Source organism: uncultured Chryseobacterium sp. (genome assembly GCF_913776365.1).
Lineage (GTDB): Bacteria > Bacteroidota > Bacteroidia > Flavobacteriales > Weeksellaceae > Chryseobacterium.
Genome location: NZ_CAJYMO010000037.1, coordinates 1 through 22,504, shown reverse-complemented (window position 1 = coordinate 22,504; position 22,504 = coordinate 1). Strand labels below are relative to the sequence as shown.

Here is a 22,504-nt window from a genome sequence, read left to right as displayed (position 1 = left end):
TATGGCTATTTCAGAACAGAGACTTAAAAAGACCATAAAAGAGGCCATGGAAACATGCCGCAATGAAACAGATAACCCCGACAGCTCACTCGAGAAAATAGCCGGAGCCATTGCAAAGGCGGTTATTGATGAACTGAACGCTGCGGTGGTTACAGGTACTTGTCCGCCTAACGGAGGACCGTTAACAGCAGGAAAAATAATATAAAATGAGAGATTTTATTTTAAACGAATATGATCTGGAGATTGCCGAAGGGGACTTCGTCACGGGAGCAAGCGAATCGCAGGCCGTAGAGCTTGTACTGCTCAGCAAACAGGGAGAATGGAAACAGTTTCCGGAGACCGGCTGCGACATAGGGAAATCCAGAAACGGCAGTATTAATGTGCTGCTGGAGCGTAACATCAGGGTACAGATGCAGGCAGACGGATTCAGTATCGAAAAATTGAGACTAACGGAAACAGGAATAGAAATCAATGGAAAATACAGCTGATTTTAAAGTATACGAACAGCAGATCTGGGAAGATATTTCCATCTATCTGTACGGAACCGCAGTATACGCCATGGATCTGGCCATGCTGAACAGCAGGTCCGTAACGGAAGATATAGAGCCGGGGAAAGTTATCAAGGTATTTACGGACAAGGAGATGAACCGCCTTGTGCTGTACAGCCTGCAGAGCAACAGCTCCGTTCCGGCAACCGCTGTGGACCTTTCCCATATAGAGCCCGAACCGGAAGGTATCGGATATTGGATCATCAAGAAAAACTTTATAGTAAAATAAAATAATGGCACGAAAAATAGAAGACATACAGGAAAGAATCACCTTTGCCAAAAACACGGAACCGGCACTCAGTGGTCTTACCTCCAACAGTAAAACAGCAGTATGGCAGCTCTGGATCTACATCGTTGCAGTAGCCGTCTGGACGCTTGAAACGCTTTTTGACAAGCACAAAGAAGAAGTGGATGAGGCCCTTGCCCAGCTGAAGCCTCACTCGCTGAGGTGGTACCGGAATAAAGCCCTTGCATTCCAGCATGGTTTTGACCTTGTGGAAGGCAGCGATGTGTTCAGGACAGAATATTACGATATACAGACCGATTCATTCATCCCGGCTAGCGAAGATCAGATCAGCAACTCAAAGGTCATAAAATATTCTGCCGTTACCGAAGCCCAGGGCGAAAGCCGGCTGATCATCAAGATTGCCACCGAAACCAACAAGGAACTCAGCCCGATCCCCAATGATCAGAAAATCAATTTTGAAACCTATATCAATGAAATCAAGGATGCCGGCGTACGGATTACGGTACTCAATTACGAACCGGATATCCTGAAGCTCCAGCTGAAGATCTACCGTAATCCGTTGGTACTGGACGCTAATGGAACCCGCATCCAGACAGGGGCCGGCGGAGGAGGAGGAGAACAGCCTGTAAAGGAAGCCATCAGGCAATATATGAAAGACCTTCCGTTCAACGGGGAGCTGGTACTGGCCCACCTGACCGACAGGCTGCAGAAAATAGAAGGGGTGGAAATTCCTCACATCCTCGGTGCCTCTACCCGGTGGATCGATTCGACATCAGGCGTATACGGGACATTTACCGGCCTGGACGTTAAAAAAATACCAAGCTCAGGATACTTTAAAGTATTGTTTGCCGACGATCTGAATTCCGGAGATCCCGGGTATCAGCAACAACTGGAAAATGCAAGCACGATAGAATATGTGGTATAATGTTGATTTTACAAAGCTGCCGGTGCGGATGCTGCCTCCGTTTCTGCGCCAGGCCAGGATGATCGCATGGGTGAAATCGCTTTGCTTTCCTGTCGCCGATCTCTATGATGTATGGAATGCTGCCCGTACCGACAACCTGTACAGGCTGACACACAACAGCCAGGTCTGCTACCTGCGGGCGGCGCTCAACCATAGTTTTGATGCTGAGGAAAAACGGATCCGGATCTCGGAAGGAAACCAGAACAAATATCAGTACATCTACCTGCAGAACGTACAGCCCAGGTTTCTGGGAACCATCTACCTCTACCAGGATTCTGATTATGCGGATACCGGAGTGGATTTCGTGGTGGAAGTGCCACAGGGCCTTCTCTACGATGAATATAAAATGAAGAAAACCATTAATTTTTACAAACTGGCGTCTAAACGCTATAAAATTGAGACCTACTCATGAATAGATTTGATTTTAACCAGATCGGGGGATTTCCCCTTTCTACCAATATACTGGACGGCATGCAGGCCGCTTACTCGCTGTTCAATGCATTAGGAGAAATGGCCGGTAATTTCGCCATTATCTCAGGGTGTGCCCTTACCGGAAGTACCGTTACGGACGGTGTTGTTTACATCAACGGCGAAATCCTGGAATTCCGCGGCGGCCTGTTGGGTTCTACCGTAATTATTTCAGAAGATCAGGAAAGCCGGATTTTCGAAAGCGGGGAAAGCAAAAAAGTACTCTATAAGAGATTCGCCACCTTCGGTTCCAGTGTAACCAATTATCCGTGGACAGATTTCAGAAGGGTTTTCCCTACGGTACAGATCCGGCAATTCAAGGATGATGTTGAAGCCCGGATCACTGCACTGGAAAACAAACCTTCACCGATTCCTGTCGGCATGATTGCCATCTGGAACAAGCCGGCTACGGTACCCATTCCGACAGGCTGGAAAGAATGTACAGACCTTAAAGGGCGTGTTCCGGTAGGCTGGATAGAGGGTGATAATGATTTTGGATATGTTGGAAAAGAGGCAGGTACAAGAACCCATAAATTAACAATTCCTGAAATGCCAAGTCACTCTCATAGCTTTGTCAGGAATTATGGGGAGGTGAGAGGAGGTAAATCAGATAATACGACAGCACCTAGAGATGGCGGAAATGCTTTGCAATTAAACCCTACAGGTGGTGATATGCCTCACAACAACCTCCAGCCGTACCGGGTTATCCGCTTCATTGAATTTGACCCTTCCTAACAAAAGTAGAAACTATGAGTACAGATAAATCAATATTAAAAAGCTGGTTTTCTACCGGACTGAAACCTGAACAGGAGCAGTTCTGGGCCTGGATCGACAGCTACCACCATAAAAAAGACCTGGTGCCTATGGCTGCCGTGGATGGGCTGGAAAATGCCCTTACCAAAAAAGCAGAAGCATCGTCCCTGCAGTATTTCGCCGTAAAAGACGGCAGCAACATCACTGAAACGGAGAACTGGAAAAATAAGCTGGGCGTTAACCTTCTGGATTCCTTGAAAGCCAACAAGGACGCTTCCGGATTGTCCGTTCAGAACATCGAGTCCTGGAAAAATAAGCTGGGCGTAGGTGAAATTCCGGAAAATATGGCCACAAATGACGGTGAAGACGATGACGGTAATCCTGTTTCCGGGACCTCTTACACCAAAGAGCAGAGCGACGGGAAATATTACCCGAAAGTAAGTTCGCCGTATTTCAATTCCAATTATGTGTTGATGGCAGACGGAACCCCGAAAGCGGCAGGCGATCTGGGAAAAAATATTGCCAATACTTCCCTTACTTCCATAGCAGGAGCCGGCATGACACTGGGAGCAGCCTATACCTGGAATACAGCCGGGCAGGCCTTCAGCATTACCGGATTGACCAATAAAGTAAATGAATCTTCTTTTACGAACATGCTGGTCCAGAACAGTTCCGGACAGCTGGGATACGCCAGTCTTACGCAGTTATTCATGAAGCTTCCGGACTATATGAATGTAACCCAGCGAAACGATTGGATTTCAAAGATGAATACAGATGTCGCCAATACCTATTTACAGCTGGTAACAGTAATGGACGGCAACTTTATCAATGGGACTGCGGATTCTGTGATCACCATATACGGACTGAATATCAGCAAGCTTCAGGGCCTGGATCAGGTAACCATGGAGCTGATAGGCCCGGACGGAAACCCGGTTCCCGATACGGCGTTCGATGTAACTTCTTATTCCGTAAACAGCAACAGCGAGCTGGCCGTAAGCTTTCATTTTGAATCTTCATATACTTTTATGACGGGAGAATACACCTTGAAAGTCATCAGGAAACTGGTAATCCTGGGAGAAGTAAGCATTACCGCGTACAACAGTTTCTCAGAACAGGCCATTCCCAATAATGAACTGGTATTAACCAACAACGGGATGTCTTCAGCCACCTATACTTCGGGAACATTTTCGGTAACCGGCGAGGGTGATGGTGCTTCGGCTTCTATCGTGAGCGCAAATCCGCTCCCGGCTACCTCGGATTACGATATCGTATTCAGTATATCTGCCGTATTTGTAGGACAAAATTCAGGTGCAGGATGGATGAACAGATTCATTAGCTGTATGGCAGGACTGTCTTTCGACGGCGCAAATATACATGTAGGGGCAGGAGGGACACCGTCGGCACAGGGATTGGGCTATATAGACGGGAGTGCCCTGAGGATTATGTCCGGGGCAACCAACACTGTCGGGTATACCGTAAATTCATATTCAGGGGAACAGAAATCCATTACCCTGCAGGTGTCCATTCAGAAAAGAGGAACCCGTTATAAACTGATTTTATACAAATCCTCAGATAGTAGCCTGCTGTATGCAGGAACTTTCAATAATACCACAGGAAACCCTTTGAAATTGCTGATTTCATTTACAAAAGCAGGCAATCCTGCAGCCCTTGCAACTGCGGCTACACAGATAAAAAAGAGGACTTATATCTAAAATTTCAGATCCTTTATCTGATTTCCGTAAAACCTGTAATGCTTTACAACAGCTTTATCTACAATCAGAAAATTTACCTATATTATGACTACAGACAAATCGATATTAAAAGGCTGGTTTTCCACCGGCCTGAAGCCTGAGCAGGAGCAATTCTGGGCTTGGATAGACAGCTATTACCATAAAAAAGACCTGGTGCCCATGGCTGCGGTGGAAGGGCTTGAAAATGCACTGACCAAAAAAGCAGAAGCATCGTCCCTGCAGTATTTCGCCGTAAAAGACGGCAGCAACATCACCGAAACAGAGAACTGGAAAAATAAGCTGGGCATCAGTCTCCTGGATGCTGTAAAAGCGAACAAAGACGCGTCCGGCCTGTCGGTTCAGCATATTGAAGCCTGGAAAAATACACTGGGCGTAGGTGAAATCCCGGAGAATATGGCCACCAATGACAGCGAAGATGATGATGGGAATCCCGTTTCCGGAACCTCTTACACCAAAGAGCAGAGCGACGGCAAATATTACCCGAAAGTTGGCTCGCCGTATTTCAATTCCAATTATGTGTTGATGGCAGACGGAAGTCCGAAAGCAGCAGGCGACCTGGGGAAAAACGTGGCCAATTCATCGCTTACATCCGTAACAGGCGCAGGGTTGACCCTGGGAGCAGCCTGGGCAATGAACACGGCAGGACAGAATTATGCCGTGACCGGATTGAATGACGTTTCCGCCAATTCTGCTTTTTCATCACTGCTTACCCAGAATGCTGCCGGACAGGTAGGAAAATCCAATGGCAAGCAGCCCTTCCTCAATATGCCTGCTCTCTTGTCCGATGCGGAAAAAACAGCTTGGAAAACCAGTATGAACGGTGGCTGGACTACCAATACGATGAGTGTGGGATTAATTTTTCCTGGAGTTGTATCCAAATCCGCTAATTCTAATAATATAACAATCATTACTCTTATTGGATCCAATCTTAATTTAAATCCAAATAATTTCTCTCTTAGAATTATAAACTCGGCAGGTACGGTTGTTGAAATAATCAATAATTCGAAAGTCAACCTAATGAATTCCAATATGCTTAATTTTTCTTTCAATCTAAGCACTTATTCTAACGGAGATTATAAAGTAAAATTGTCAAATGGTATTGCAGAATATATTACATCGGAAATATTTAGAGTGGTAGACAGTACCACAGTGACAGAAATTGATATCAGTGGAAATACGTGGTCCAGAGTCACTATGGGAAATTTATCTTTTGACAAAGAATTTGTAAGAGATTACAATGAACTGAGTATAGGATTTGATCAGGATCTATACAATTACGTAGGACAAAACTTTAATGCAGTTTTAATAGCCTATTATATGCAATCTTTTTTAATGGCAACAGATGATTTTATTATTGAAGGGAGTGCAAGTAGAGTAGGCCTAAATTTCAATCCTTTTGGTGGGGCTATAGGATTTGGAATAACAGCATCTGCTGCTGCTGGTTTGTCTACAGAAAGAATTGCAGGTGCTGTTACCACTACCAATAACAGTGGTGGTGTTGTAACCTTTTCAACAGGTGGAATAGGAACTGTTAATATGGGCAATAATGAAATGATGAAATTTGTCATTATTAAAAAAGCCAATTTTGTCACAACGGCTATCTATAAAGATGATGGCAGCATGAGTGTTGCTACCAATGTTATTGATAATACGCAGGATCTCCCTGTACGATTCAAAGTTTTTGCCACTGCTTTTCAATATGATACACAGGCCGTATATGGCATAAAAATATCAAGTATAAAAAAAATGTAGTTGTATTGTTGTCAGGACTGGTCAGGATAATTTGTAATGTATCATGATCTTAAATGATCAGTCAGTAAAGGCTGCTCCATAACGGAGCAGCCTTTTGTTTTTATTGATAGGATAGATCAGATATCCTCTACAATAAGTGTCGTCTCATTGGTAGAAGGTTCATAATACCATTTTGCCTGCGTAACAACACCATGCACATAGTCTACCGAAGAAATTCCGCAAAGGTTGCTTCCCATATTAAAATCCGGATCCGGAGTCGGGGTGGAAGTTCCTGCATACCGTGTTTTGAACCAGTAGAAGTTCCAGCGGGCAAAGTTGCCCACCGTTACCAGAAGGCCCGAAGGAGGAGATACTGAAGTGGTACCGCCTGCAGGAGAAGTCCGTACTCCCCATGTATTAACAGGAGGATTGGATAAGTTGCTGGTATTGAATGATTTTATATCTACCATCTGGCCTGCCGGTACACTGTAGATAGTAAATACTTCCGGAAGGCAGTTGGAAGGAGAATTGGCATACAGCCTGCCGGAAAGATCATAGCTTGAATAATTATAAATATGCAGGGGACCTTGTGCGAAGCTAACGAAGCCTGTAAAAAGAGCAAAAAGAAATATGAGTTTTTTCATAGATAAAAATTTAATGGATGAATTGGGTCTGTAATGGAAAATTCATAAGAACGGCTGAAAATTATTTTTCGGATTTCAGCTGTTTCTGGATATTTTGGTATTTCTCAAAATACATCCTGTTTGCCAGTGAAATGGTTTTTTCCCTGTTATCGGAAGTACCGGCCGTGAGTTCTGCCTGGGTAATGCCGCTGGACAGAATAAATTCTTTTGATGCCAGATACAGGATCTGCTTGCTTTTTTCGTTGAGGACAGCGCCGTTCCCTGTTTTCTCTTCAGGAGAGGATTGGTTTTCGGGCTTTGTCAGGCTTTTCATCGCTTTGTCGAAGTTCACCATCGGGTCCGTTTTCATACCCTCTGCATTGTTTGCTGACAAATTTTCCGTAGCACACGAAAGCATGCAGAATCCTGAAAAGACCAATGTTAAAATTTGATTTTTCATAATACTATTTGTTTTTGTTTAACGATTATAAAATTAATATAATTTTTCAATAATGAGTGATATTTTTTGAATTTAAATATCTTTTGCCTGCAGTACATACAAAAATTATCGCAAAATTATCAATAGAAGGAAAATTAAAGAAGGTTCTAAACTGTTGATTGTTAAATTTTTATAGCATGTCTTTTTAAGGCAGCACTCATGATATGTATGATATCCGCAAATAAAGCGGCTGTATCTGATGCCTGCCTGAAATATCATCTTAAAATATCTTTATCCTGTACAATGGCAGCATCAGGTCTGTTCCAGCCCGCGTTCGTCCGGTATTCTCACGGGAATAGATATGAAATGTATAGTATGATAAAGTAAATACCGGAAATAAGACCGGCAATATTCAGATTATACCTTGGTAATGGTATTTTCCAGTCGGCTGATGTCTTTTCTCAGTTCCAGGAACATATCTTTGATGCTGTGGTTCTCCAGGATGTCCGGCTCAAAATCCTCCGGGAAAATACCTGAAGCATACTGCCAGATTTCTACGATCTCGCCTAACGGAATATCATAAGGCCTGTAAAATGAATTATCCGCGGCAACAGTTACCGATTTTTTCTTTTTAGCCTTAAATCTCTTATACGTAATCCCGTCATTCAGTGTTACGAAAACATAGCTTTTATCCGGTTTTAAGTCTTCTGTGTTTTCAACATATTTCCCGATAATATATGAACCGTCCTTAAAAGGCGGCATCGAATCCCCTTTAGCCGGAAAGGCCCTGTATTTCCCGTTTACCAGGAAGGGCAAAGAAATTCTTTGCAGGCTTTCGATATATTCCGGGTCGCTGTACCCGGACAGGTAGCCCATCGAAGCTTTCTGCGGAACAATCTCAATGCTGTTGTTGCCCAGTGTATCCACTACAACCGGCAGCACGATCCTGTTATCCGGCAGCTTGAGGATATCTTCCAGCGGATATTTGCGGATGTCTACCGTCAGAAGCAGATCAATACTCAGGTTAAAGTACTTGGAAATCCTGATCAGCACTTCATACGGAGCCTCTGAACGGCCGTCTTCGTATTTGGAATACCTTACCCTGCTCATTGAAATTTTATCCGCCAGCTCCTGCTGGGATAAACTTTTCTGAGTCCTTAAAAACCTGATGTTATCTGAAAAAACTGACATTGATACAAATTGTATCAGCAAATATATGAAAAATGATACAAATTGTATCTAGTTTTGTAACGTGAACCGTGCAATTGTACATATGGACCTTGATGCGTTCTTCATTTCCTGTGAAAGACGTAATAATACTGCCCTTCAGGGAATTCCCCTGATCATCGGAGGGGGAGACCGCGGCGTGGTGGCCTCCTGTTCCTATGAAGCACGCCGGTTCGGGATCCATTCTGCCATGCCTGTCCGGATGGCACTGAGGCTCTGTCCGGAAGTAAAAATCATCAAAGGCGATTATGAGCTTTATTCCAATCTATCCCACACGGTAACGGAAATTATCCGGGAAAAAGTTCCGGTAATGGAAAAAGCAAGCATCGACGAATTTTACCTGGATCTTTCCGGTATGGACAAATTCTTCGGATGCTACCAGTGGACCCGGGAGATTGCAGCGGCCGTAGTCAAAGAAGCAGGGCTGCCGATCAGTTTTGCGCTCTCTGCCAATAAAACAGTGTCCAAAATCGGAACCGGGGAAGCAAAGCCGGGTGGAAAACTGAAAATCACAAATGCTGAGATCAGGCCTTTCCTGAACCCGTTATCCGTAAGAAAAATCCCGATGGTCGGCATCAAAACCTTTCAGCTTCTTTCCAGGATCGGGGTCCGTACCATTCATACGCTGTCTGAAATGCCGGTAACCGTCCTGCAGCAGATGATCGGGGCAAACGGTGAAGAACTCTGGAAAAAGGCCAACGGCATTGATGAAAATCCGGTAATCCCATATTCCGAACGCAAATCCGTTTCCGCAGAAAAAACCTTTGCCACCGATACGATTGATATTCCGGAAATAAAGATACTCCTGAGCGGAATGGCGGAAAAACTGGCCTACCAGCTGAGGCAGGAAAAGTGGCTGGCCTCAACGGTAGCCGTAAAGATCCGGTATGCCAATTTTGACACTGAAACCAAGCAGAGCCGGGTGGCATACACTTCGGCAGACCATACCCTGTCAAGAGTAGCCCTGGAACTCTTCAACCGGCTGTATACCCGCAGGATGCGGATCCGCCTGATCGGTCTCCGGTTTACCGACTTGGTTCATGGGAACCACCAGATGAACCTGTTCGAAGATACTGAGGAACAGATGAATTTATACCAGACCATGGATTACCTCAAAAACCGTTTCGGAGCGGATGCCGTCGGCAGGGCTTCGGGATTCGATCTAGAAAATAAAACAACCCTTTAATCTTTTGTTATGTACCTCAATTGCCATTCCTTCCACAGCCTGCGTTACGGCACCCTCTCCGTAGAAGAGCTCGTACAAAAAGCCAAAGCCCTGGAGATTAAGACCCTGGTGCTTACCGATATCAATACCGTTACGGCCATTTACGATTTTAAGAAACAGTGTGAAGAAGCAGGAATAAAGCCTGTTGCCGGGATGGAAATCAGGAAAGAAAACCGGCTGCTGTACATTGCGATCGCCCGGGAATTTTCCGGAATCGGGGAAGTAAACCGCATGATGACCGCCCATAACTGCGACGGGGCAGAACTTCCGGAAACCGCTCCCGGTTTCGAGAATGTATTTGTTGTGTACCCGCTGCAAAATATGCCGGAAGAACTCAGGGATAATGAATATATCGGCATCCGGGAAGAGGAACTGAATCTCCTGGTACGGCCTGAACTGAAAAAACACCTCTCCAGAATGGTCATCCTTCAGCCGGTAACCTTCAGTTCCCAGAAAGAGTACAACCTGCACCAGATCCTCAGGGCCATTGATAAAAATACCCTGTTATCAATGCTCACGGAACAGGATACCTGCCGGAAATCCGAATACCTGAAACCGGAAAGGGAAGTTATCGCCGATTTTCAGTTCCATCCTGAAATCATTGAGAACACAAAAAAACTTCTTGATGCATGTAGCTTTGAATTTGATTTTGAAAAAGTCCGTAACAAACAGCATTATACGAAATCAAAAGCTTCCGACCTGAAGATGCTGACCAGGCTGGCTTACTTGGGACTTGAAAAAAGATATGGAACCGGTCATAAGGAAGCCAGACAGAGAGTGGACCGGGAACTGGAAGTGATCGATAACCGTAACTTCTGTTCCTACTTCCTGATCACCTGGGATATCGTACGCTACAGCAACCGCATGGGCCTGATGCACGTGGGAAGGGGAAGCGGAGCCAATTCCATTGTCAGCTACTGTCTGGGGATTACCGATATCTGCCCGCTGGAACTGGACCTGTATTTTGAGCGCTTCCTGAACCTGAACCGGAAGTCGCCTCCGGATTTCGATATCGACTGGAGCTGGCAGAACCGGGATACGATCCTTGAATATATTTTTAAAAGATACGGGAAAGAACATGTGGCCTTCTGCGGAACAAACGTTCAGTTTAAGTACAAATCGATTTTCCGTGAAGTAGGCAAGGTTTTCGGACTGCCCAAAGAGGAGCTGGACAGCCTGGCGAATGATCCTGTTGAAAAGCATGACCGCAATTCCATTGTGAAGCATGTCCACCGCTACGGTGCCATGATGGAAAAATTTCCGAACCAGCGAAGCATGCATGCCTGCGGAATCCTGATCTCCGAAGAACCGGTTACCAATTTTACCGCCCTGGAAATGCCGCCCAAAGGTTTTCCGATTGCTCAGTTCGATATGGATACGGCGGAAGACATCGGGCTTGAAAAAGTTGATATCCTTTCCCAGCGCGGATTGGGAACGATTGATGATACCGTAGCACTCATTAAGAAAACCCGGGGAATAGATGTGGACATCCGCGATACCCGTATTTCTAAAAATGAACCGGAAGCCAACGCATACCTGGCCGTAGGAAAAACCATCGGCTGCTTTTATATTGAATCCCCGGCAATGCGGGGATTGCTCAGAAGACTGAAATGCGACAACTACAGGACCCTGGTCGCTGCTTCTTCCATTATCCGTCCCGGAGTGGCCCAGAGCGGAATGATGCGGGAGTATATTTTCAGGCACAACCATCCCGATCAGTTTGAATATTTCCATCCGGTATTTGAAGAAAACCTGAAAGAAACGTACGGAATCATGGTCTACCAGGAAGACGTGATCAAAATTGCCCAGTATTTCGGAGGCGTATCCCTGGCGGATGCAGACACCCTCCGCAGGGCGATGAGCGGAAAAGGAAGGTCCATAGAGAAACTGCAGGAAGTTAAGGCTAATTTTTTTGAAAAATGCAAAAATGAAGGGCATTCTGAAGCGCTGACTGCTGAAGCTTTCCGGCAGATTGAGTCTTTTGCCGGCTACTCCTTCTGCAAGGCACACTCTGCTTCTTACGCGGTAGAAAGCTATCAGAGCCTGTACCTGAAAGTCTATTATCCCCTGGAATTTATGGTTTCCGTCATCAACAACCAGGGCGGTTTTTACCGCACCGAAGTATACATCCATGAGGCTAAAATGTCCGGCGGGAATATACAGCTCCCGTGCGTAAATTCAAGTGAAGTACAGACAACGCTTAGGGGAGATCATATTTATCTGGGATTCGGCCTGCTGGAAAGGCTTGAAACAAAAATAACCGGTAAAATGATGGAAGAGCGTGAAAAGCACGGAAGTTTTACCTCTTTGGAAGATTTCATCAGGCGCGTTCCTGCAGGTGTGGAAGCGGTGCAGACCTTAATTTTTATCGGTGCGTTCCGCTTCACCGGCAAGCAGAAAAACGAGCTGCTGGTGGAAGCCCGGATGCTGCTGGGGAATTTCAGGCCTGAACACCGCGGACTGATGCTGATTGAGGAACCCGTGCAGGAATTCCGGCTCCCGGAGCTGAAAAGGGAGCGTTTTGAAGACGCATTTGATGAGATTGAAATAATCGGGTTCCCGGTTTCATGTTCTCCTTTTGATCTGCTCCAGACCCGATACCGGGGTTCGGTATTTGTGAAAGACCTGGCAAAATACCATAAGCGGCAGGTGAAAATGCTGGCTTACCTGATTTCCAGGAAACATGTGCCGACTAAAAAAGGAGCGATGTATTTCGGGACCTGGATTGATGTGAACGGCGAATATTTCGATACCGCCCACTTTCCGGACAGCCTGAAAGAATATGATTTCCAGGGCGGTGGCTGCTACCTGCTGCTCGGAACCGTAGAGATCGATTACCATTTCCCGACCATGACCGTCCATAAAATGGCCAAAATGCAGATGATTGCCGATCCGAGATATTCCTTTAATGAGGAAAAGGATTACCAAGTGCATCACAAGATCCGGGAAGATGTCAGCATGACCTCGCGGAAACCTTATCCGCAGGCCCATGAAATAGGATTGCCGAGGCAGAGAATTAATATCGGACTTAGGTAAAGTTTTTACGTAATAAAATTTGTACTTACTAAAATTATGAAATGATAATAAAAATTAAGCTGTGTATTGTAGATTCAATGATTTAGAATATACAGTTCAAATTCCCCTCCGGATCGGAGGGGTGGTGAAAATTCAGAGAATTTTTGACGGGGTGGTTTTATGTGTTTTATAAATCATTCATTCCCGCTAAAAAGCTTTACCGTTTCATTCACTAAAAATTTCACCTGATCCGGCCTGCCTCTGTCGGTTTTCGGAAGGTTGTTGTAGCTTCCGGTTCTTACGATCACCATATTGTACTCCGGAACCATGATAATATACTGGCCCTGAAGACCAAGGAAATAATAATGTTTCACCGGGTTGTCGTTATTGACCCAAAACCCCATTCCGTAAATTTCACCGGATCTCTTCGTCGGGGTTTTCATCTGTTCGATAAAATAAGGGCTCAGAAGCTGCTGGTGACCCACTTTTCCGTTATTCAGAAACAGTTGCCCCAGTTTGGCAAAGTCTCTTGCATTGGAATGGATGCAGCAATACGTCTTTTCCATGCCGCTTTCATCAGTGCTCCAGGTGGCATCCTGTTCCATGCCCAGCGGGATCCAGAATTTTTCGGAGAGGTAGCCGGCCAGCGATTGACCCACTGCTTTTCTTACGGCAAAACCCAGAAGCTGTGTCGATCCGCTCTGGTATTCGAACTTTTCGCCCGGATCGGATTTGAACTTTCTTGAAAAAGTCGCTTTCATCAGGCTTCTTCCGTAATAGGCTCTGGCATTCGGCAGAAACGGGTTCTTGTAATCCTCATCCCAGTCCAGGCCGGATTCCATCTGAGCCAGATGCTTCAGCGTTAAGTTTCGTGCAAAATCTTTGTTTTTAAAATCTTCAAAATAGTCTGAGAATTTATCGTCGAGGCTCCTTATCTTTCCGTCTTCCAGGGCTTTTCCCAACAGCATGACCGTTATGGCTTTTGCCATGGAAAAAGAATTGGTTGCAGACAGGGCATGATAGCCTTTCCAGTACTGCTCGTGAAGCATCTTCCCATCTTTGATCACAATAAAAGACGCCGTTTCGGAACGGATCAGGTCCCCGGCGATCGTATCAGGCAATTCCTTTTTATTGTACTGCGGATCTTTTTCCCAAGGCACCGGGGATTTCGTCGCAATGGTATTGGCAGAGAATAATTTTCCGTCATCGATGTTCGCACTCATCTTTCCCCGCAAGTAGGTTTTTGAGATCCCGTTAAAAAGATATCCGTACCCCAGGATGTAAAAAATTGCCAATGCAGCAATCATGAACGTAATAAAATAAATAAAAATGGCCATAATACTCGATCTTCAACAAATTTAAAATAAATTTGAAAACATGGAATGAAATGATTTATTTTTGTGATGACTGATATAAAAAACGATGAAAAAACTGATTTCCATACTCTTGGTATACTGTTGCGCCCTGGTTTTCGGGCAGGCTTACCTACCCGTAGATACCGCAGACTACGCACAGCGGAAAGCCTTTCTGGCCAGCTTTTCTGTAAGTACCGAAAACCTCAGTAAAAAAAGCAGGTCCGATTATCCCGGAAAGCCCGGCAATGAGCTGTCCAAAATATACAGGGAATTCGGTAAGGAATTTGAAAAGAAAGTGAAGGAAAAAGACTTCGTTTTTAATTCTGCATTCGATGGTAAGGTAAAAACCCTGATCGAGCGCCTGCGGAAGAACAATCCCCAGGTCCCCCGGCAGCTGAATATTCTCATTGCCAGGGACAACACCCCGAATGCCTACTGTTTTGCCGATGGTACTTTTGTCATCAATATGGGGCTGTTCAACTGGCTGAACAATGACGATCAGCTGGCTGCCGTAATTTCCCATGAGCTCGGACACAAAATTTCGGAACATGCCCTGAAGGATTTCCTCAGGATGATCGATCAGGACCAGATGGACCGCATGGTGATCCAGAATATAAAATCCACTAAAGAAAACCGGAACCAACGGGCCTTTGATGTACTCAGAAACAGAATTTACCGGAAAGGTGCCGAAAACCGGAAACAGGAAATGCAGGCAGACTCTCTGGGATATGTTATTTTCCGGAACAGCGATTATAAGAAAACGGAATTCATCAATACCTTAAAAAGACTGGAAGATTTTGATACGATTTCTCCCAGAACCCTCAAAGTGGAAACCTATAAAACCTATTTTAGTCTCCCGGATCAGGAATTCAAGGACAAATGGCTGAAAAAAGAAGATTTTTCCCTCTACAATTATAATCATTTCAAAGAAAAGCTGGACAGGGATTCCCTGAAATCGCATCCGGAAATTGCCTTACGGATCAACCGCCTTAAAAAAATCTTCCCGGAACTGCAGACCGGAACTGCAGATGAAAAGCCTTCCGGATCCTATGCCGCACTGGAAAAAACGGCAAGAATGGAAACCGTTCCGAACTTTTACCATGCGGAAGAATACGGGGTAGGGATTTATGCGAGCCTCCAGTTCCTGCAGGATGAGGAAGAAAAAGAATATCATAAAAAGTGGCTGGGACGATGTTTTACCAAAATCTATGAAGCCCGTAAAAACTATAATCTCAACCGGTACCTGGACCGGGTGGATCCCAAAAACCAGAGCGAAAGCTATCAGCAGTTCCTGAATTTCATGTGGAACCTCAGCCTGGATGAGATAAAAAACATCGCAGAATATTATCGGAAAACAGAATCCTGACCAGAGTCAGGATTTTGTTTTAATAGTTTAATCTTTCAAGGCGGATCTTGTTGAACTTTTCCTTTTCGTTGAATTCCCGGAGGAGGATATAGCCTTCCTTTGCAATATACGGCGTTACGACATAGTTGTCTTTTTCAGAAATCGGCACTATTTCCTGTTTAAATTTGCCGTCAATAATCGTATTGATGAAAAGGTTCCATTTCTTTTCTCTGGTTACCTGGTCTTTCTTATAATCCCGGAAGAAAAATACCACATCCCTGCCGTCATTCAGATATTGCGAAAAAAGATAGTCGCTGTTTACCCACTTCGATTTTTCTTTTTCAAACACCTGTACTTCTTTTGGTTTAAAGTCTTTATCGGTATTGATGTAGACCAGGTCCGTCGTCTTGGGAGCGTTGTACTGTCCGGCCGGTTTGAACTTTTCCGAAAGGATCCCTACGCTTCCGTCACTCATGAAATACACATCTTTGGTCTGCAGGTAATATCCGTTTTCCACGCCGCCGTCAGCACTGAGTTTCGGGATGTACTGATACAGGTCCGGCTTGTAACTTAAGGTTTTCAGGTCTACACTGTAATTTTCTTTATTCAGGATCAGCCTTGCGAAGCCCCGGTCCTGCCTGTCGATGTAATTCCTGCCCAGCAGGACCACCTTGTCGTCAAACGTTTTATCGTTATCGATCCTGCCGCTGCCGGAATTCAGGACATCAATATTGTAGAGGGTTTCCGGGGAAAGGCCGGTGACCGGCTTATTGGAAATTTCCTTACCCGTTTTCATATCGAGCACCAGAAGCGAAAACGTTTTATCGTCATCATTTACTTTCCGTAAAATGCCGTACAGTTTATTTTCATCTCTTTCCAGTACCGTGAGATCGGAGAATATTTTTTTGTTACCATCCGTATTGTAGCTGTACCGCCAGATTTCTTTTTTCTGGTCATCAAACCTGATCAGGCTGTTTTTATTGACATATTTTCCGTAATCGTTGTATTCTATGGCGAGATAGCCGCCTTCTTTGATTTCGCCGACTGACGAAATATAATTATACCCTTTTTCCTTCTTTTCAGAGCGGTTTTCTTTTCGTTCTTCCTTAAAAGTCTTGGGCTGGGTGATTTCTTTAAATGTCCCGTCTTCCTGGTAGTCGTAGTATACCTTAGGCTTTACGGTATTGGTCTTGGGATCGATTACCATGGAAACCGGCGCGGCGGCATCTTTTGAGAAAGCCTGGAGATAATTGAAATCCGATGGCCGCAGGATGATCTGGCCTTTAAAATCCACATATCCGAAATAATTGGATACCAGAAGTCCGGCTTCAAATTCTTTATTGGCCACAGGATTCAGGTTTTTATCCAGGATAACGTATTCGAATTTTTGCTTCTTGCCGTCTGTTTTGCCGTAAGAGTAGATGGAAACATATCCGTAGAGGTTATCTTTGGTGTCGAACAGGGCATTCATCCCGACATTCGTTCCCGAAGCCAGTGAGGCCAGATCCTGGGTCTGGGCAGCAAAAATTCCCTGCATAAGTAGAAAGGACAGCAGCGTAAACTTTTTCATGGTTAAAAATTTAAAATCTAAATAGGATAAAATGTGAAAATCGTCAGAAAGCACGGCCTGGAAAAACCAGGCCGGAAATCCTGTCTTATTTTTTGTATTCGTAGGTGTAAGTGGAAGTGGAGGTTACAGGGGTATTGGGAGGCGTGTTGGAAGAAAGGGTTTTTACCTCTGTTTTCACCATTTTGGTAATGAAGTTGTCATCATTGTAGGTATTTACCGTACTGAAGGTATAGTTTCCGTTTACGGTTCCTGTTTGGGAAGAATTGCCGTTCGTTCTGTTGTTGACTGATAAATCTCCTTCAAGCGATAAGAAGACATTGATCTTCAGGTATCCCTTTATGTTTTTATAGGGATTATTCTGGCCGTCGAAATTATTGTTGTACGTTCTGGCTATGGCACCTTTAACAAGGGTGGCCACTTTTACGTTTCCGTTATTGGAGAGGTAAACATCATACAATCCACCCAGCCGCGTAAATTTCACATGGTTTTCGCTCAGGTATTCATACGTTGTGGTAGAGGCGGTGGAGGTCTGGTAATTCGTAATTTTCTCAGTCATCATCTTTCCGTCTTCGTAAGTGAATTCCCTTCTCAGTACGAGGCTGGTTCCCGAATACTCATCTGCTTTGGAAATAAGGTCGCCGTTATACGTATAGACGATTGATCTGTTGGTGCTCGCTGTCTCTTCTTTCGTTAGCTTAGTGCCTTCATAAGTGTAAACGGTAACATCTGTCTGGCCATTATCTGTTTTTGTAAATTTTGTCGGAAGCACTGAGCTGAGGTCTGCTGCAGCAGGAATTTCCTCTACCTGAACATCGGTGTCTTCACAGCTGGCGATAAGAAATGATGCCAGGAAAGGAATAAAGATTTTTCTCACGGTATATTTTTTAAATAATTCAGCCAAAAGTAATCATTTTTGTAATAAGTTGACAACAATAGGGGTGTTAAAATAAAAAGCCCTGATTTCTCAAGGCTTTCCGTTTATATTTTTGAAAGTAGGTTTCTGAAACTTGTTTTCTCGTCGATAATTCTTCGCAGTTCCGAAACGGGAACCCTTTCCTGCTGCATCGTATCCCGGTCTCTGATCGTTACCGTATGATCCGTTAAAGAATCGTGGTCAATCGTGATACAGTAAGGGGTACCGATGGCATCCTGCCTTCTGTAACGCTTTCCGATCGCATCTTTTTCTTCATAGAATAAATTGAAATCGTATTTCAGGTCATTGAAGATCTGTTCTGCATATTCTGCCAAACCGTCTTTTTTCATCAACGGAAGGATGGCCGCTTTAATTGGTGCCAAAGCAGGAGGTAAAGAAAGAACCGTTCTTTCCGAACCGTCTTCCAGAACTTCGTCTCTCAGGCAGTGGGAGAATAAAGCAAGGAACAATCTGTCCAGTCCAACAGAAGTTTCCACCACGTACGGAACATAGTTTTCGTTTCTTTCCGGATCGAAAAACTGAAGCTTCCTGCCGGAGAATTCCTCGTGTGCTTTCAGGTCAAAATCCGTTCTGGAGTGGATCCCTTCAAGCTCTTTGAAACCGAACGGGAAGCTGAATTCGATATCGGCCGCCGCATTGGCATAATGCGCCAGCTTCTCATGATCGTGGAAACGGTAATTCTCGTTGCCTAATCCCAAAGCCAAATGCCAGTTCAGACGCTTTTGTTTCCATTGCTCGTAGAATTCCAGTTCGGTTCCCGGTGCAACGAAAAACTGCATTTCCATCTGTTCAAATTCACGCATCCTGAAGATGAACTGTCTGGCCACGATCTCATTTCTGAAGGCTTTTCCGATCTGGGCAATACCGAAAGGAAGTTTATGGCGGGAAGTTTTCTGTACATTTAAGAAATTAACGAAAATACCCTGTGCGGTTTCCGGTCTTAAATAAAGGTCCATCGCAGAATCTGCGGAAGCACCCAGTTTCGTCCCGAACATCAGGTTGAACTGTCTTACCTCCGTCCAGTTTTTGGAACCGGTGTCAGGATCGGCAATTTCCAGTTCTTCAATTAACGCTTTTACGTCAGCAAGGTCTTCGTTTTCCAGGGATTTTGCCAGCCGGGAAAGAATGGCTTCTCTTTTGGCTCTGTATTCCGATACTTTAGGATTGGTAGCGATAAACTGGTCTTTATCGAAAGCTTCACCGAATCTTTTGGCCGCCTTCTCGATCTCCTTCTTTTCCTTTTCCTCGATTTTCAGGCAGTAATCTTCTACCAGGACGTCTGCTCTGAAGCGTTTCTTGGAATCTTTGTTGTCAATCAATGGATCGTTGAAAGCATCTACGTGGCCGGATGCCTTCCAGGTCGTCGGGTGCATCAGGATGGCCGAATCGATACCCACAATATTTTCGTTCAGCTGTACCATCGCTTTCCACCAGTACTGCTTGATATTATTTTTAAGTTCGGCACCGTTCTGTCCATAATCATATACAGCGGATAAACCGTCATAGATCTCACTGGAAGGGAAAATAAAACCGTATTCCTTGGCGTGAGAAATCACTTTCTTGAAAACATCTTCTTGTTTTGCCATAATTTTTTAACGTCTGAAGTGCAAAAGTAGTGAAAAAGAGGGAAGTTGGGAGATGCCGGCAGGAAGTTTTTGCCGGCCAGTTGGATAAGGAGCCGGGAACCTGCTTTCCGCTGTATCTTTTTCGCCATTGCAAAGTCCTGCAGGAAAAAGGATGCCGCTGCAATCAGGGCTAGGATAAAGCAGCGTATAAACCTGACGGGTTTTCAAAGCCCGTCAGGTTTTCTATTATAAAGAAACAGCTTTTAAAAGGATCTTAAAAAGTATAAGTCAGACCAATGCTGTTTCCCCGGATATCAAGGCGGTAAGAAGTGGCTTTCGTTTCATCCGTTCCCGGATTTTGGTTCTGCGTATCCACTGCTTTCTGCAGATTTTTTTAGCGCCAATGGCAAAAGGGATCCCGATTCCGATGGCTCCGGCACCGATTCCGATAAGGCCCCAGCCGCTTTTATCTTTTATTTTATAGCCTGCCATTATGATGGCTGTCTAAACATTAAGGTGTTACAGTTTTTGTCATGTACTTGAAGATTCTGTTAAAAGATTTTCGTCAAAAGCATATCTTTGTTTTTCGTAAGTTGTTTTGATGTATCTGTTCAATTCTAAAAGTACCTGAGGCCCTAATTGATCTGGCAACTCAATTTGTTCAAGGCTTATAACAAAGTTTAATTAAGTTAAAATTCCCATGATGAAAAAAGTTATCTTATTTTCAATTCTATACTTCACAATACTAAGCTGTACCAGTCAAATATTTAATTATGCCCTTCAAAAACAGGGAATATATGATGATAGCGTTTCCGTAAAAAAAATAAAGTACAAAGAAAAGGAGATCATTTTTTTACCAATGCACCATATAGGAACTGAAAAATTCTATACCCATGTTAATGATAAGATAGACTCCTTAAGGAAGTTAAATTATTTCTTCTTCACAGAAAAAGTAGATACGAAGAATTCTGAAAAATCAGATTTAATGAAATTGAGAAAAATTATTGGGTTTGCTTTACCAAATGAGGGATATGAAAAAATACTGGATTCAATCCTCACTGAAAAAAAAATCGTGTTGAAAACTAAAATTGTTTTCCAGCCCAACTATTCAGAATGGAAACTGGATGATAATAACAGTAAAAATACGGATGCAACAGTTCGTGAGCTAATTAACTATTATGAGTCTGAATACGGAGAGATCAGACTGGAAGAATGCGATCTTGCTGTGACTGATGTATCGAACAGTACGAAATGTAAAAAAAATAAACATGCTGGAGCATATGAGACGCTGGTATTGAATTATCGGAATAACCTTATAGCGAATGCTGTAAAAGATGATTCCAGGCAAAAAATAGCATTAATTTATGGAGCCGGGCATTATGAAGGCGTAAAGAAAATTTTAGACTCACTGGATAAAAAATAAACAACGGAAAAATAATCTGAAAAGCTTCGGATTTTATTTACTTATAAGACCAAATTGGATTCCGTAAAAAAACCGGATCCTGCAGATGAAAGTATGAAATCATAAATATCATGCTTTAACTAATGAACTAGTTTCAAATCATATGCTTTTCAAATTTCAGTTTAAATACTTCAAAAAAATGCAAGGAAAGTTGAGGTCCTGCAGAAATTGAAACTCTGGTTTGACGGATTATTCCGTTCAGATTTTAAGCTCCGGCTTAGATTCAGGAACAAGTCTCTATTGAGTGATGGTATTGTAAAATCAATAGGAGGCCATGGAAGGATGCCGCTGCAATCAGGGCTAAGAAAAGGGAAGCGTATAAAGAAACAGCTTTTAAAAGGATCTTAAAAAGTATAAGTCAGACCAATGCTGTTTCCCCGGATATCAAGGCGGTAAGAAGTGGCTTTCGTTTCATCAGTTCCCGGATTTTGATTCTGCGTATCCACTGCTTTCTGCAGATTTTTTTTAGCGCCAATGGCAAAAGGGATCCCGATTCCGATGGCTCCGGCACCGATTCCGATAAGGCCCCAGCCGCTTTTATCTTTTATTTTATAGGCTACCCCATTATGATAGGCCGTTTTATTACCGAATATTTCCTTGGCCAGCCCAAGCCCTATAAATCCGCCGCCGATCGCTCCGAATACCTGCGCAACCGTGCTGTTGGTATTGGATTTTTTCATATAATCCAGTGCTTCCGGATGGGTGAAAACTTTTCTGTATTCGGAAAACTTAAAGGTCCGGTCTCCTTTAATAAAAAATTCGCGGTTGGATTTTCCTAATTTCAGTGAATCTGAATGCTGCGCAAATACAACCAATGGAAAGATACTAAGAAGAATCGTAAATAATAGTTTTTTCATGGCTTAAAATTTTTGCGAAAATAAAAAATAAAAATTTTAGTCAGGTAATTTCAGCCATCATTTTTTTCAGGAGCCGGGAACCTGCTTTCCGCTGTATCTTTTTCGCCACTGCAAAGTCCTGCAGGAAAAAGGATGCCGCTGCAATCAGGGCTAAGAAAAAGGGAAGCGTATAAACCTGACGGTTTTATAGAGTAAGATGTGAAGATTTCAGGAATCAGTATACATTAGGTTGATTATTGTCTCAAATTGAGATAATTTAGCGATATTTGTTACCATCAAACCCATTATAATGAAAAGACCGGTTTTTCTTACGATCATTTTACTGCTGCTTACCCATTTCTTATCGGCCCAGGAAATTCCGGCAGGTAAAGTGGTCACCACTTACATCACGGCAAAAACCCTGGACAATAAAGCCGGGGAAAATC

Annotated in this window: 21 protein-coding genes; 12 read left to right on the top strand and 9 right to left on the bottom strand. The window is 43.9% G+C overall.

Annotated elements, in window-relative coordinates; translation table 11 throughout:
- Position 1: 1 nt before the first annotated feature.
- From QZ735_RS02240 to QZ735_RS02205, 8 genes are all read left to right on the top strand, one after another.
- Positions 2-205, top strand: a complete 204-nt coding sequence (locus QZ735_RS02240; RefSeq protein WP_294243772.1) for a hypothetical protein — start codon at positions 2-4, stop codon at positions 203-205.
- 1 nt (position 206) lies between these two features.
- Entirely contained in the window at positions 207-488 is a 282-nt protein-coding gene (locus QZ735_RS02235; protein WP_294243771.1) for a hypothetical protein, read from the top strand.
- The gene (locus QZ735_RS02230) at positions 472-777 is read left to right on the top strand and encodes a hypothetical protein (RefSeq protein WP_294243769.1); all 306 of its coding nucleotides are present in this window, start codon (positions 472-474) and stop codon (positions 775-777) included. Before QZ735_RS02235 ends, QZ735_RS02230 begins: the two co-directional genes overlap by 17 nt.
- 4 nt (positions 778-781) lie before the next feature.
- Positions 782-1,720: a nucleotidyltransferase gene (locus QZ735_RS02225; RefSeq protein ID WP_294243766.1), complete on the top strand. Its 939-nt coding sequence runs from the start codon at positions 782-784 to the stop codon at positions 1,718-1,720.
- A complete protein-coding gene (locus tag QZ735_RS02220; RefSeq protein ID WP_294243764.1) occupies positions 1,710-2,171 on the top strand; it encodes a hypothetical protein in 462 nt (153 codons plus the stop codon). The genes QZ735_RS02225 and QZ735_RS02220 overlap by 11 nt, the downstream gene beginning before the upstream one ends.
- Positions 2,168-2,962 (top strand): hypothetical protein, encoded by a 795-nt coding sequence (locus tag QZ735_RS02215; protein WP_294243763.1) that lies wholly within the window; start codon positions 2,168-2,170, stop codon positions 2,960-2,962. Before QZ735_RS02220 ends, QZ735_RS02215 begins: the two co-directional genes overlap by 4 nt.
- 14 nt (positions 2,963-2,976) lie before the next feature.
- Complete coding sequence (locus QZ735_RS02210; protein WP_294243761.1) at positions 2,977-4,692, top strand: hypothetical protein; 1,716 nt, start codon at positions 2,977-2,979, stop codon at positions 4,690-4,692.
- Positions 4,693-4,776: 84 nt separating this feature from the next.
- On the top strand, positions 4,777-6,483 hold the full coding sequence (locus QZ735_RS02205) for a hypothetical protein (RefSeq protein WP_294243759.1): 1,707 nt from the start codon (positions 4,777-4,779) through the stop codon (positions 6,481-6,483).
- Positions 6,484-6,599: 116 nt separating this feature from the next.
- Here QZ735_RS02205 and QZ735_RS02200 read toward each other — a convergent pair whose 3' ends face one another.
- The 3 genes from QZ735_RS02200 to QZ735_RS02190 form a co-directional block, all read right to left on the bottom strand.
- A complete protein-coding gene (locus QZ735_RS02200; RefSeq protein WP_294243757.1) occupies positions 6,600-7,106 on the bottom strand; it encodes a hypothetical protein in 507 nt (168 codons plus the stop codon).
- A gap of 61 nt (positions 7,107-7,167) precedes the next feature.
- The gene (locus QZ735_RS02195; protein WP_294243755.1) at positions 7,168-7,545 is read right to left on the bottom strand and encodes a hypothetical protein; all 378 of its coding nucleotides are present in this window, start codon (positions 7,543-7,545) and stop codon (positions 7,168-7,170) included.
- Between the two features lie 396 nt (positions 7,546-7,941).
- A complete protein-coding gene (locus QZ735_RS02190; RefSeq protein ID WP_294243753.1) occupies positions 7,942-8,715 on the bottom strand; it encodes a LexA family transcriptional regulator in 774 nt (257 codons plus the stop codon).
- A 61-nt stretch (positions 8,716-8,776) separates the two neighbouring features.
- Here QZ735_RS02190 and dinB point away from each other — a divergent pair, with 61 nt between their 5' ends.
- Both dinB and QZ735_RS02180 read left to right on the top strand, forming a co-directional pair.
- Positions 8,777-9,937 (top strand): DNA polymerase IV, encoded by a 1,161-nt coding sequence (dinB, locus tag QZ735_RS02185; protein ID WP_294243751.1) that lies wholly within the window; start codon positions 8,777-8,779, stop codon positions 9,935-9,937.
- 9 nt (positions 9,938-9,946) lie between these two features.
- Positions 9,947-13,012, top strand: a complete 3,066-nt coding sequence (locus tag QZ735_RS02180) for a DNA polymerase III subunit alpha (RefSeq protein WP_294243749.1) — start codon at positions 9,947-9,949, stop codon at positions 13,010-13,012.
- A gap of 173 nt (positions 13,013-13,185) precedes the next feature.
- On the opposite strand, the gene QZ735_RS02175 is transcribed toward QZ735_RS02180, so the two are convergent.
- Complete coding sequence (locus QZ735_RS02175; RefSeq protein ID WP_294243747.1) at positions 13,186-14,328, bottom strand: serine hydrolase; 1,143 nt, start codon at positions 14,326-14,328, stop codon at positions 13,186-13,188.
- An 85-nt stretch (positions 14,329-14,413) separates the two neighbouring features.
- Between QZ735_RS02175 and QZ735_RS02170 the strand changes: the two genes are divergently transcribed.
- The gene (locus QZ735_RS02170) at positions 14,414-15,712 is read left to right on the top strand and encodes a M48 family metallopeptidase (RefSeq protein WP_294243745.1); all 1,299 of its coding nucleotides are present in this window, start codon (positions 14,414-14,416) and stop codon (positions 15,710-15,712) included.
- A gap of 19 nt (positions 15,713-15,731) precedes the next feature.
- Here the strand turns inward: QZ735_RS02170 and QZ735_RS02165 are convergent, their stop codons facing one another.
- From QZ735_RS02165 to QZ735_RS02150, 4 genes are all read right to left on the bottom strand, one after another.
- Complete coding sequence (locus tag QZ735_RS02165) at positions 15,732-17,261, bottom strand: hypothetical protein (protein ID WP_294243743.1); 1,530 nt, start codon at positions 17,259-17,261, stop codon at positions 15,732-15,734.
- Positions 17,262-17,346: 85 nt separating this feature from the next.
- Positions 17,347-18,135: a hypothetical protein gene (locus QZ735_RS02160; RefSeq protein WP_294243741.1), complete on the bottom strand. Its 789-nt coding sequence runs from the start codon at positions 18,133-18,135 to the stop codon at positions 17,347-17,349.
- Between the two features lie 104 nt (positions 18,136-18,239).
- Positions 18,240-19,781 (bottom strand): glycine--tRNA ligase, encoded by a 1,542-nt coding sequence (locus tag QZ735_RS02155; protein WP_294243740.1) that lies wholly within the window; start codon positions 19,779-19,781, stop codon positions 18,240-18,242.
- A 267-nt stretch (positions 19,782-20,048) separates the two neighbouring features.
- Complete coding sequence (locus QZ735_RS02150; RefSeq protein ID WP_294243738.1) at positions 20,049-20,252, bottom strand: hypothetical protein; 204 nt, start codon at positions 20,250-20,252, stop codon at positions 20,049-20,051.
- Between the two features lie 211 nt (positions 20,253-20,463).
- Between QZ735_RS02150 and QZ735_RS02145 the strand changes: the two genes are divergently transcribed.
- Complete coding sequence (locus tag QZ735_RS02145; protein ID WP_294243736.1) at positions 20,464-21,183, top strand: hypothetical protein; 720 nt, start codon at positions 20,464-20,466, stop codon at positions 21,181-21,183.
- A 383-nt stretch (positions 21,184-21,566) separates the two neighbouring features.
- On the opposite strand, the gene QZ735_RS02140 is transcribed toward QZ735_RS02145, so the two are convergent.
- On the bottom strand, positions 21,567-22,079 hold the full coding sequence (locus QZ735_RS02140; RefSeq protein ID WP_294243734.1) for a hypothetical protein: 513 nt from the start codon (positions 22,077-22,079) through the stop codon (positions 21,567-21,569).
- Positions 22,080-22,504: the final 425 nt, after the last annotated feature.

Bases quoted from the DNA above. Each gene is read 5' to 3' on its own strand.
- QZ735_RS02240 (WP_294243772.1), top strand. From the start codon at position 2: ATGGCTATTTCAGAACAGAGACTTAAAAAGACCATAAAAGAGGCCATG.
- QZ735_RS02235 (WP_294243771.1), top strand. From the start codon at position 207: ATGAGAGATTTTATTTTAAACGAATATGATCTGGAGATTGCCGAAGGG.
- QZ735_RS02230 (WP_294243769.1), top strand. From the start codon at position 472: ATGGAAAATACAGCTGATTTTAAAGTATACGAACAGCAGATCTGGGAA.
- QZ735_RS02225 (WP_294243766.1), top strand. From the start codon at position 782: ATGGCACGAAAAATAGAAGACATACAGGAAAGAATCACCTTTGCCAAA.
- QZ735_RS02220 (WP_294243764.1), top strand. From the start codon at position 1,710: ATGTGGTATAATGTTGATTTTACAAAGCTGCCGGTGCGGATGCTGCCT.
- QZ735_RS02215 (WP_294243763.1), top strand. From the start codon at position 2,168: ATGAATAGATTTGATTTTAACCAGATCGGGGGATTTCCCCTTTCTACC.
- QZ735_RS02210 (WP_294243761.1), top strand. From the start codon at position 2,977: ATGAGTACAGATAAATCAATATTAAAAAGCTGGTTTTCTACCGGACTG.
- QZ735_RS02205 (WP_294243759.1), top strand. From the start codon at position 4,777: ATGACTACAGACAAATCGATATTAAAAGGCTGGTTTTCCACCGGCCTG.
- QZ735_RS02200 (WP_294243757.1), bottom strand. From the start codon at position 7,106: ATGAAAAAACTCATATTTCTTTTTGCTCTTTTTACAGGCTTCGTTAGC.
- QZ735_RS02195 (WP_294243755.1), bottom strand. From the start codon at position 7,545: ATGAAAAATCAAATTTTAACATTGGTCTTTTCAGGATTCTGCATGCTT.
- QZ735_RS02190 (WP_294243753.1), bottom strand. From the start codon at position 8,715: ATGTCAGTTTTTTCAGATAACATCAGGTTTTTAAGGACTCAGAAAAGT.
- QZ735_RS02180 (WP_294243749.1), top strand. From the start codon at position 9,947: ATGTACCTCAATTGCCATTCCTTCCACAGCCTGCGTTACGGCACCCTC.
- QZ735_RS02175 (WP_294243747.1), bottom strand. From the start codon at position 14,328: ATGGCCATTTTTATTTATTTTATTACGTTCATGATTGCTGCATTGGCA.
- QZ735_RS02170 (WP_294243745.1), top strand. From the start codon at position 14,414: ATGAAAAAACTGATTTCCATACTCTTGGTATACTGTTGCGCCCTGGTT.
- QZ735_RS02165 (WP_294243743.1), bottom strand. From the start codon at position 17,261: ATGAAAAAGTTTACGCTGCTGTCCTTTCTACTTATGCAGGGAATTTTT.
- QZ735_RS02155 (WP_294243740.1), bottom strand. From the start codon at position 19,781: ATGGCAAAACAAGAAGATGTTTTCAAGAAAGTGATTTCTCACGCCAAG.
- QZ735_RS02150 (WP_294243738.1), bottom strand. From the start codon at position 20,252: ATGGCAGGCTATAAAATAAAAGATAAAAGCGGCTGGGGCCTTATCGGA.
- QZ735_RS02145 (WP_294243736.1), top strand. From the start codon at position 20,464: ATGAAAAAAGTTATCTTATTTTCAATTCTATACTTCACAATACTAAGC.
- QZ735_RS02140 (WP_294243734.1), bottom strand. From the start codon at position 22,079: ATGAAAAAACTATTATTTACGATTCTTCTTAGTATCTTTCCATTGGTT.